Consider the following 9,846-nt stretch of genomic DNA (forward strand, 5'->3'; position numbering starts at 1 on the left):
TCGCCCGGCGCCGCTCAAGGCCGGCCAGGGCCACCGGGGCCCGCCCGGCCCCGTCCCCTTCCCCGGCTGAGGTCATAGGCTGGCCGGGTGGGGAACTCACACGAGCGGCAGGACACGACCGACGACCGCGGCCGGACGCCGGACGCCACACCGGAGGCCACACCGGGCGCCCCGGCGGCGCATGACGGCCCGGGGGCCGACGGCACCCCGGCGGGACACGACGGCGTGGTGGGGCACGACGGCCCGGCGGCCGATACGGCGACGGGCACCGTGGGCGCGGAGCGCGAGTACCGGATGGCCGAGCTGGCCGAGGCCGCCGGGATCACCGTGCGCACCGTGCGCTTCTACCGCGAGCGCGGGCTGCTCCCGCCGCCGCGCCGCGAGGGCCGGATCGCCTGGTACAACGAGCACCACCTCGCCCGGCTCCGCACGATCGGCGCACTGCTGGCCCGGGGGCACACCCTCGGCGGCATCACCGAGCTGCTCACCGCCTTCGAGAAGGGTCGCGACTCCCATCAGGCCGCCGAACTCCTGGGCTTCGAACCGGCGTTGACGGCTCCCTTCTCCGAGGAGGTCCCCGTCCGCCTCACCCCCGAGGAACTGGCCGAGTACTTCCCCGGCGAGGCCACCCCGGACAACCTCTCCGACTCCATCGAGCTGGGCTACCTGGCCGTCGACGGCGACGAGATCGTCCACATCAGCCGCCGCCTGCTCGACGCCTCGGCCGCCCTCGTCCGCGAGGGCATCCCGCTGGCCGAGGTGCTGGCCGGGGCCCGCGAGGTCCGCGCGCACGTCGAGGCCATCTCCGCCGTCTTCGCGGGCGTCCTCACCGAGCACCTGCTCAGCGGCGACCGGCACGCCGAGGACGTCGCCACCGCCGTGGACCGGCTGCGCCCCTACGCGAAGCACATCGTCGACGCGGAGCTCTCCATGGCCCTCGACCGCGGGGTGCGCAGCAGGTTCGACGCCTGGCTCGCGGCCCGGGAGAAGCCCGACGCCTGAGGAACGCCGGACACGCCGCGCCCGTCAGGGGCGTGGGGAACTGCGCGAACGGCCACGGGGTGCCCGCAGCCTCCCACGCACAGACGGGGGCACCCGCGCCCACACGGCCTCCGGCGCGGCGGCAATGAGCCGGCGCAGCCCCCGGGCGGGGTTGTCGGCCCACCGGGTGGGCGGCCCTCAGCGCTCGAAGACCGCCGTGACCGGAGCGTGGTCCGACCAGCGCTCGGCGTGGCTCGCCGCACGCTCGACGTACGCCTTCACGCAGCGGGAGGCGAGCCCCTCCGTCGCGGCGATGAGGTCGATGCGCCAGCCACTGTCGTTGTCGAAGGCCCGCCCCCGGTAGGACCACCACGAGTAGGGGCCGGCCTGCTCCGGGTGCTGCTGCCGGACGACGTCGACGAAGCCGCCGTCCGCCGGGTCGAGCACGCGGCCCAGCCACTCCCGCTCCTCGGGCAGGAACCCGGCGTTCCTGCGGTTGGCCTTCCAGTTCTTGAGGTCGGCCTCCTGGTGGGCGATGTTCCAGTCGCCGCAGACCAGCGCCTCCCGGCCGGCCGCGGCGGAGCGCTCGCGCAGCTCCTTGAGGTAGGGCAGGAAGGCGGCCATGAACCGTTCCTTCTCCTCCTGCCGCTCGGTGCCGACCTCACCGGAGGGCAGGTACAGGCTCCCCACGGTGACGCCCGGCAGGTCGACCTCGACGTACCGGCCCGCGGTGTCGAACTCGGACACGCCGAAGCCGATCCGTACCGCGTCGGGTTCCCGCCGTGTGAGAACCGCCACACCGGCCCGGCCCTTGGCGGCCGCCGGGGCCCACTGCGCGTGCCAGCCCCGCGGGGCCCGCACCTCCTCCGTGAGCTGCGCGGGCTCGGCGCGGACCTCCTGGAGGCACACCACGTCCGCCTCGGAATCCTCCAGCCAGGGCAGATACCCTTTCTTGGCCGCCGCCCGCAGACCGTTGACGTTCGCAGTCGAAATCCTGAGCATCACGGCAGGGTACCGACATTTCCTTCCTTAGGATTTCCGGTATGCACACGGCCCGGATACGTTACGACGACCCCGACGCGCGGCGTCTGGAGGCGGAGGTCCAGCAGGAGTACGTCCTCCGCTACGGCGATGAGGAGGGCGACGCCACACCGCTGGACCCGGAGATGTTCGAGCCCCCGCGCGGGCTGTACCTGATGGTCTACGACGACGCGGGCGTGCCCGTCGCCACCGGCGCCTGGCGGGCCATGGACCGCGACGGCGAGGGCTACCAGGACGGGGACGCCGAGATCAAGCGGATGTACGTCGTCCCCGCCGCGCGCGGGCAGGGCCTGGCCCGCAAGATCCTCGCCCAGCTCGAAGCCGACGCCCGGGCGGCCGGGCGGGCCCGGATGGTGCTGGAGACCGGCGACAAGCAGCCGGAGGCCATCGCACTCTACGAGTCCGAGGGCTACGAGCCGTGCTCCAAGTTCGGCTACTACCGCAACGAGCCGGAGAGCCGGTGCTACGCCAAGACCCTGACCGCCTGAGCCCCCCGCCGTCCGAACACGTCGACGTCCTCGTCGTCGGCGCCGGGCTGTCCGGGATCGGCACGGCCTGCCGGCTGGTCAGGGACAGCCCGGGCCGCAGCTTCGCCATCCTGGAGTCCCGCGACGCCGTCGGCGGCACCTGGGACCTCTTCCGCTACCCGGGCGTCCGCTCCGACTCGGACATGTTCACGCTCGGCTACGCCTTCCGGCCCTGGCGGGGCGACCGTGCCATCGCCGAGGGCGCCGCCATCCGCGACTACATCCGCGACACGGCCCGCGCCTTCGGCGTCGACCGGCACATCCGCTTCGGCCACCGGGTGCTGCGTGCCGACTGGTCGAGCCGGGAGGCCCGCTGGACGGTGACCGCACGCCGGCTGGACACCGGCGAGGAGACGCGGATCACCTGCTCCTTCCTGGCCGCCTGCGCCGGCTACTACCGCTATGACGCGGGCCACACCCCCCACTTCCCCGGCGCGGACCGGTTCCGGGGGCCCGTCGTGCATCCCCAGCACTGGCCGGAGGACCTCGACTGGCGGGACCGGCGCGTCGTCGTCATCGGCAGCGGCGCCACCGCCGTGACCCTCGTGCCCGCCCTGGCCGAGTCCGCGGCCCACGTCACCATGCTCCAGCGCTCGCCGAGCTACGTGGCCGCGACGTCCGCCGCCGACCCGCTGGCCCGGCTGCTGCGTCCGCTGCCCGAGCGCCTGCGCCACTGCGCCGTCCGCTGGAAGAACGTCCTCGTCTCCCAGGCCGGATACCAGCTCAGCCGGCGCCGGCCGAAGCTGATGAAGGCCCTGCTGCGCCGGGGCGTCAGGACCTGGTTGCCGGACGGTTTCGATGTCGAGACCCACTTCACGCCCCGCTACGAGCCCTGGGACCAGCGGCTGTGCGCCACCCCCGACGGCGAGTTCTTCCGCGCCCTGCGCCGGGGGGACGCCTCCGTCGTCACCGACCGCGTGACCGCCTTCACCGAGACGGGCATCGCCCTCGCCTCCGGGGCCCATCTCGACGCGGACGTCATCGTCACGGCGACCGGGCTCACCCTCCAGCCCATCGGCGGCATCCGGCTCGGCGTGGACGGCGAGGAGGTCGAACTCGGCCGCACCCTCGCCTACAAGGGCGCCATGCTCTCCGGAGTGCCCAACTTCACGCTCACCCTCGGGTACACCAACGCCTCCTGGACGCTGAAGGCCGACCTCGTCGCCCGCTACGTGTGCCGCCTCCTCGACCATCTGGAGAAGACGGGCCACGCCGCGGCCGTCCCCGTCGCCCCCGCCCTGCCGTCCGGGGAGGAGCCCGATCCGCTCATCGACCTGCGCTCCGGCTACGTCCTGCGCGGCGTCGACGCGCTGCCCCGGCAGGGCGCCCGGGCGCCCTGGCGCCTCCACCAGAACTACCTGCGGGACCTTCGTCTGCTGGGCCGAGCCCGGGTCGACGACGGTCACCTGCGCTTCACCGTCGCGACCTCCGAGGCCACGACCTCCCCGGCCGACGCGCGGGGCTGACGCGCACGGCCGACGCGCGGGACGGCACGCACCGCTGACCTGCCTGACGGTCCCGTCCGCCTGCCCCCCGGTCAGGCGCCGGGCGGCCCCGGGAATCCGCTCAGCGGTGCATCGGACTTCTTTTCGGCCGCCCGGCGCGGCACGATGGCCGCCATGGAGAGGGACCGGTATGGGCGGTGAAGGTGAACCCCGCTGGGCGGCGTTCGGTCGGCGGCTGCGGTACTGGCGCTCGCGCTCCGGGCTGACCCAGGCCCAGCTCGGCTCGCTGCTGGGCTACCACCACAGCCACATCAGCAAGATGGAGCGGGGCTTTCGCGGGCCGCCGCCCCGGTTCCCCGAGGCCGCCGACGAACTCCTGCGGAGCGGAGGGGAGCTGACGGCCCTGTGGGAGCGCTCCAGCGGCGCCTCCTCCCCGCTCCTGCCCTACCCCGTCCCCGCCGTGGACGGCCAGCCCGCGCGGGTCACACCGGAGCTGCTGGCCAACTGGCCGTCGTCCCTTCCCGCCAACGGGCTGCCCTGCCCCCTGCACGACACCGCCGGGTGCGCCGTCCCGCCGCCCGGCCACGTCCTCGCGCCCGGCCGCGCGCTGCCGGTGGACACGGACGGGGTGCACGGCCTCGCCGCGTTGCTGGCCGCCTTCGAGGGCATGGCGGTCGGCCGCATCCGGGTGGACTGCGCCCCCGTCGAGCGGACGCTGCGGGCCCTGGTCGAGCGGTCGGAGCAGGTGGCCGCCCGCTCCGCGCCTCCGCTGCTGCGGCTCGCCGCACGCTACGCCCAACTCGCGGGCTGGCTGCGCGTACTGCACGACCAGCACGGGCTGGCCATGTCCTGGTACGGCCACGGGCTGCGCTGGGCCGACTTCTCGGGCGACGCGACGGCCAAGGTCGCCCTGCTCTTCGACATGGCCATGGTGGCCCGGATCGAGCGGGACCGCGACGCCGTCCACTCCTACGCCGCCGCCCTCGAACAGGCGGCCCCGGGCCGCCGCTGGGTCGCGACGATGGCCTCCCTCTACCGGGCGCGCGGAGACGCGCTGCGGGGCTCGCTCGGCGACGTCGAACGACACATCGCCCGGGCCCGAGAGCTCCTGGACGGCCTCGGTGAACGCGACCGCGCCGAGGCCCCGTGGCTGGTGGGCCCGCAGGGCGTGATGAGGCTGGAGTCCAGCGCGGCCGGGGCACTGCGGGACGTCGCCGCCCGGGCCCAGGACCCCCGCGCCGCCCACCGTGCCGTGGCCGCCAGTCGCGCCGCCCTGTGCGCCCTGCCCGCCCACATGCGCCCCACCCGGACGCTGCTCACCCTGCGGCTGGCCGACGCCCACGCCTGCGCCGGGGACCCGGAGGCGGCGGTGGCGGCCGCGTACGAGGTCCTCGACGACGCGCTGGCCGCCCCGCGCACCACCATCGTGCGGGAACTGGGCGGCCTGCAGGCCAGATTGACCGCCGACACCGACTGGGCCGGGACGGCGGCGGCCCGGCACTTCCAGGAGCGGCTCCGCGCCACCCTGCCCTCCCCCTGAGCGGACCGGCCCACCGCGGCCGGTCGCGTCCCGGCCGGACCCGGGGAGGAGTGGGTCCGGCCGGAACGCCCGAGGGTCAGTACACGCTGACCTTGTAGCGGTTCACCGCCTCGGGTACGGGCTGGTAGTACGTCGTGCCGCCGGAGCGGCAGTCACCACTGCCGCCCGAGGTCAGCCCGAGGGCCTTGCCGCCGTCGTACAGCGGGCCGCCGGAGTCGCCGGGTTCGGCGCACACGTTGGTCTCGATCATGCCCCGCACGGTGCCGGAGCCGACGTAGCGGACGGTGACGTTGAGCGCCGTCACCTCACCGCTGTGGGTGCCGGTGGTGGAGCCGGTGCGCTTGACGGACTGGCCCACGTAGGCGTCGTCGGCCACGAAACCGCCGGGGTGGCTGAGGGAGGTGTTCGTGTACTCGACGAGCGCGTAGTCGTTGTTCGGGAAGCTGGAGTGGACGGTCGGGCCGATGTGCGTCCTCTGGCCCGAGTCGGCGTACCAGTCGCCGGCGACGTCACCGCAGTGACCGGCGGTGAGGAAGTAGTACGTGCCGCCGCTTCGGACGTTGAAGCCCAGCGAACAGCGGTAGCCACCGCCGTAGATGGCGTCGCCGGCGGACATCAGGGGCTTGAGGACGCCGGGCGTCCGCTCGACCCGCAGGGCACCGGCGTTGGGCTCGGCGGCCTTCCGCAGCTGGGCCAGCTCGGCCCGCGAGACGGTGGAGTCGGCCTTGACGACGACGCGGCCGGAGGCCTCGTCCACGTGCCAGGCGATGCCCTCCACGTCCGTGTCGAGCACGGCCTTGTCGACCTGGGCCAGTTCGGTCGCGCTATACGCGTGCGGCTGGGCGGCGCCGGCGTTGGGCAGTCCGATCGTGGTGGCTGCGACGAGACCGGCTACGGCCCCGATCAGGTGAGCACGCTTGCGGATTCTCGGCCGGGGGGTGGTGCGCTTGATCCTCACTGCAAGCTCCTCCTGGAGTGGTAGGGCCCGTTGGGGTGCGGGCCTGTGGCCGGAGCGGTCCGGCGCGCGAGTTCGTCCCGCGCCTGACGTGCCCCTGCCAAGGACGCATTATGAAGGGGCCCTGAAGAACGTCAAGGCCCACCGAACGACGCGCCGAACCGCTCCGCACAACCGCCGCCCTGTACGCTTTCCTGACCCCGGCTCGCCCGGCGTCGGACTGCGGACGTCCAGAGGAGTGTGGTGATCGAGGGCCTGGTTCCCGCGCGGACCGTCTCCGTACACACCGCCACCCGCCCCATCGGTGACCCGGCATCGGCTCTCTTCCCCGAGGAGGCCGCAGCGGTGGCGGGGGCCGTGCGCAAGCGCCAGGAGGAGTTCGCCACGGTGCGCTTCTGCGCCCGCACCGCGCTCGCGCGGCTCGGCCACGCTCCGGCACCGCTGCTGACCAACCGCCGAGGCGCGCCGCAGTGGCCCGCGGGGGTGGTCGGCAGCATGACGCACTGTGACGGCTATCGGGCGGCCGCCGTCGCGCGAGCCTCCGCCGCGCTCTCGGTCGGCATCGACGCGGAGCCCAACGCCCCGCTGCCCCACGGCGTCCTGGGCAAGATCGCCCTGCCCGCGGAACGGGAACGGCTCGGCCGGCTGTCCGCTCTCCGTCCGGCCGTGCACTGGGCCCGGCTGCTGTTCAGCGCGAAGGAGAGCGTGTTCAAGGTCTGGTACCCGCTCACCGGCCGGGAGCTGGACTTCACCGAGGCGGAGGTGACGATCGAACCGGGTGACGGAACCTTCTCGGCCCGGCTGCTCGTCCCCGGGCCCGTCGTGGACGGCCGTCGGCTGGAGCTGTTCGGCGGCCGCTGGGCGGCGGGCGACGGGCTGGTCGTGAGCGCGATCGTGCTGCCCGCCCCCGAGCCGGGCGGCACGTCCGGGCGTTGACGCCACGCCACCAGGAGACCTCGGGGGACGGCGCGCACCGTCAGGAGAAGTTCCTGCGGAACATCCGGTAGAAGACCCAGGCGCACAGGCCGTAGAGGAGCACGGCCACCAGGGCGGCGGTCAGGAACGCGCCCGTCCCCCGGGCGTCGTAGGCCGCGAACACCCAGTACGTCGGCAGAACCGCCGGGACCCGGTTCCAGCCCTCCAGAGCTCCCAGGCCACCGGCCGCTCCCCCGGCGGCCAGCACGTAGAGCGCCTTGAAGGCCGTCAGACACTCGATCTTGTTCTTCGCCAGCGACACCGCGACGAGGAGAGCCACGGCCCCGCCCGCCGCGCACAGCGCCGCCAGCACCAGCGCCCGCCCGACCCCGTACGACCCCATCCCCGCGCCGAGCGTCAGGAGCAGGGGGTACAGCAGACCGAGGACGACCACCATCGTCACCCGGTGCCCCAGCAACCTCCCGGGGGAGACCGGCAACACCCGGAAGACCGCGAAAAGCCCCTGGTCACGCTCGTCCAGCATGATGAACGCCATCATGAACGCCGGGAACATGCCGACGATCACGCAGAACAGGCCCAGCAGCACGGCGTGATGGTCGCCCAGCGCGGGCCACTGGTCCTCCAGCGGCGGAACGCCGAAGCGGAGCAGCGCCAGGAAAATCAGCGGGACGAAGAGCAGCACCCCCACCGTCCGGTCACGGACGATGCACGTGAGGTCGTTCCGCCAGATGGCTCGCGCGATGCTCATGCCCGCCCCGCCTTTCCGCACAGGTGCGCCGAGAAGGACCGCACGGCCCACACGAAGGCGGCGGCGCACGACAGCGTCAGCAGCGCCACCGCGTAGCCGGCCTCCCACCAGGGCCGGGCCTCCAGCGAGCGCTGGATGAGCAGCAGCGACGCCTGGGTGGGCAGGGGGTAGTACAGGGTTGACGTGCCCAGCCCCAGGAAGCCGAGCAGGGGAAGGTAGAGCGGCACCAGGAAGACCGGGACGATCAGCAGGTACTCGTTCAACGAGCGCACCCGCACGACGGCCGCGAGCCCGATGAACACGAAGAACAGCGAGGTGAGGACGGTCGCGACGAGCAACGGCAGGGGCCGGAAACCCGAGCCGTGGCCCACCGCGGTCATCATCGTCGCGCACACCACCGAGATCGCGGTGAGCGACAGCGCCTTGGACCACACGTACAGGGCCGGGGACAGCGGCGTGACGGCCACCGCGTGCAGGGTGCCGGCGCCCCGTTCGAAGAGCACGAGGGCCCCCACGAACAGGAAGCCGATCATCGTCGGATCGGCGAGCACGAGCAGCACGGTCACGTCCGTCAGCCAGTCCTCCGGGAGCAGCCGCAGCCCGACGCCGTAGGCCGCCGTGACGAGCAGTGCCACCGTGACGATCTGGTGCCGCAGTTGGAGCCGCAGGTCCCATCCGACCGCCCGGGCCAGGGTCCGCAGGGTGGACCGGCCGCTCCGCCGCGCCGTCGTGGTGGGCCCGCTCACGACAGCCTCCGCCCGGTCGCCGTGACGAAGACGTCCTCCAGGGAACGCTCCCTGGAGTGCACCGACACCAGTTCGTGGTGGCGCAGCAGCTCGACGAACGTCTCGTCGGTGCCGAGCCGGTCGAGCGCGAACTCCTTGGCGGAGACGACCCCGTCCTGCCGGTACTCGACCACCACGCTGCGCCGGGAGCCGTCGGCGCGCAGTTCCCCGGGCGCTCCGGACAGCCGGATCTCGCCGTCGACGAAGAACGCCACGCGGTCGCACAGTTCCTCGGCGTCGTGCATGTTGTGCGTGGTGAGGAACACGGACTTCCCGCGACCGCGCTGTTCCAGCACCATGTCCTTCAGCAGGCGCGAGTTCACCGGGTCCAGCCCGCTGGTGGGCTCGTCCAGGAAGAGCACCCGCGGGTCGTGGAGGAGGGCGCGGACGAAGCACAGGCGCATCTTCATGCCCTTGGAGAAGTCCTCCACCCTGCGGTCGGCGTCCGCGTCCAGCCCCACGCGGGCCAGCAGCTCGGTGATGTCGGCCGTGGAACGGTAGAAGGAGGCGAAGAAGCGGAGGTTCTCCCGCGCAGTCAACTTCATGAAGAGGTTCGGCAGTTCGAATCCGACGCCGATGTCCTCGTAGTACTCCGGACCCCGCCCGCGGATGTCCCGGCCGAGGATCCGCACCGTTCCCTCGAACGGCGCCAGTCGGCCCGTCAGGATCTTCTGCACCGTGCTCTTGCCCGCGCCGCTCGGGCCCAGGAAGCCGAAGACCTCCCCCGGGCCCACCGTGAAGGAGATGTCCCGCACCGTGGGCCGCGACCCACCGCGATAGGTGTACGTCAGCCCGTCGACCTCGATCACAACATTCGCTCGCTTCCTGACGTCGCCTGTCTGCCGGGACCGCGGGCCCGCCGGGTGCCCCCGGCGGGCCCGTCCGACG

General features: G+C 73.3%; 10 protein-coding genes. 5 read left to right on the forward strand and 5 right to left on the reverse strand.

What is annotated here, in order from left to right:
• Positions 1–294 precede the first annotated feature (294 nt).
• The gene (locus HPT28_RS11545; protein WP_219090993.1) at positions 295–1,002 is read left to right on the forward strand and encodes a MerR family transcriptional regulator; all 708 of its coding nucleotides are present in this window, start codon (positions 295–297) and stop codon (positions 1,000–1,002) included.
• Positions 1,003–1,179: 177 nt separating this feature from the next.
• Here the strand turns inward: HPT28_RS11545 and HPT28_RS11550 are convergent, their stop codons facing one another.
• On the reverse strand, positions 1,180–1,983 hold the full coding sequence (locus HPT28_RS11550) for an exodeoxyribonuclease III (RefSeq protein WP_219090942.1): 804 nt from the start codon (positions 1,981–1,983) through the stop codon (positions 1,180–1,182).
• 41 nt (positions 1,984–2,024) lie between these two features.
• Here HPT28_RS11550 and HPT28_RS11555 point away from each other — a divergent pair, with 41 nt between their 5' ends.
• From HPT28_RS11555 to HPT28_RS11565, 3 genes are all read left to right on the forward strand, one after another.
• A complete protein-coding gene (locus HPT28_RS11555; protein ID WP_219090943.1) occupies positions 2,025–2,510 on the forward strand; it encodes a GNAT family N-acetyltransferase in 486 nt (161 codons plus the stop codon).
• Positions 2,483–4,015 carry an NAD(P)/FAD-dependent oxidoreductase gene (locus tag HPT28_RS11560; protein WP_308119172.1) on the forward strand — a complete coding sequence of 511 codons (1,533 nt, stop codon included), beginning with the start codon at positions 2,483–2,485 and terminating at the stop codon, positions 4,013–4,015. Before HPT28_RS11555 ends, HPT28_RS11560 begins: the two co-directional genes overlap by 28 nt.
• A 169-nt stretch (positions 4,016–4,184) precedes the next feature.
• The gene (locus HPT28_RS11565) at positions 4,185–5,534 is read left to right on the forward strand and encodes a helix-turn-helix domain-containing protein (protein ID WP_219090944.1); all 1,350 of its coding nucleotides are present in this window, start codon (positions 4,185–4,187) and stop codon (positions 5,532–5,534) included.
• A 76-nt stretch (positions 5,535–5,610) separates the two neighbouring features.
• Here HPT28_RS11565 and HPT28_RS11570 read toward each other — a convergent pair whose 3' ends face one another.
• Positions 5,611–6,492 carry a S1 family peptidase gene (locus HPT28_RS11570; protein ID WP_219090945.1) on the reverse strand — a complete coding sequence of 294 codons (882 nt, stop codon included), beginning with the start codon at positions 6,490–6,492 and terminating at the stop codon, positions 5,611–5,613.
• Positions 6,493–6,732: 240 nt separating this feature from the next.
• Here HPT28_RS11570 and HPT28_RS11575 point away from each other — a divergent pair, with 240 nt between their 5' ends.
• Positions 6,733–7,425, forward strand: coding sequence for a 4'-phosphopantetheinyl transferase superfamily protein (locus tag HPT28_RS11575; RefSeq protein ID WP_219090946.1), 693 nt, complete (start codon positions 6,733–6,735; stop codon positions 7,423–7,425).
• Positions 7,426–7,465: 40 nt separating this feature from the next.
• Here HPT28_RS11575 and HPT28_RS11580 read toward each other — a convergent pair whose 3' ends face one another.
• The 3 genes from HPT28_RS11580 to HPT28_RS11590 are packed head-to-tail and all read right to left on the reverse strand — an operon-like array spanning position 7,466 to position 9,767.
• Positions 7,466–8,173: a hypothetical protein gene (locus HPT28_RS11580; RefSeq protein WP_219090947.1), complete on the reverse strand. Its 708-nt coding sequence runs from the start codon at positions 8,171–8,173 to the stop codon at positions 7,466–7,468.
• The gene (locus HPT28_RS11585) at positions 8,170–8,919 is read right to left on the reverse strand and encodes an ABC transporter permease (RefSeq protein WP_219090948.1); all 750 of its coding nucleotides are present in this window, start codon (positions 8,917–8,919) and stop codon (positions 8,170–8,172) included. The genes HPT28_RS11580 and HPT28_RS11585 overlap by 4 nt, the downstream gene beginning before the upstream one ends.
• Entirely contained in the window at positions 8,916–9,767 is an 852-nt protein-coding gene (locus tag HPT28_RS11590; RefSeq protein ID WP_219090949.1) for an ABC transporter ATP-binding protein, read from the reverse strand. Before HPT28_RS11590 ends, HPT28_RS11585 begins: the two co-directional genes overlap by 4 nt.
• Between the last annotated feature and the right edge of the window lie 79 nt (positions 9,768–9,846).

It is taken from the genome of Streptomyces sp. JJ38, from assembly GCF_019303475.1.
Lineage (GTDB): Bacteria > Actinomycetota > Actinomycetes > Streptomycetales > Streptomycetaceae > Streptomyces.

Excerpts from the sequence above, each read along its gene's own strand:
- HPT28_RS11565 (WP_219090944.1), top strand. The coding sequence starts at position 4,185 with ATGGGCGGTGAAGGTGAACCCCGCTGGGCGGCGTTCGGTCGGCGGCTG.
- HPT28_RS11550 (WP_219090942.1), bottom strand. The coding sequence starts at position 1,983 with ATGCTCAGGATTTCGACTGCGAACGTCAACGGTCTGCGGGCGGCGGCC.
- HPT28_RS11545 (WP_219090993.1), top strand. The coding sequence starts at position 295 with ATGGCCGAGCTGGCCGAGGCCGCCGGGATCACCGTGCGCACCGTGCGC.
- HPT28_RS11555 (WP_219090943.1), top strand. The coding sequence starts at position 2,025 with ATGCACACGGCCCGGATACGTTACGACGACCCCGACGCGCGGCGTCTG.
- HPT28_RS11580 (WP_219090947.1), bottom strand. The coding sequence starts at position 8,173 with ATGAGCATCGCGCGAGCCATCTGGCGGAACGACCTCACGTGCATCGTC.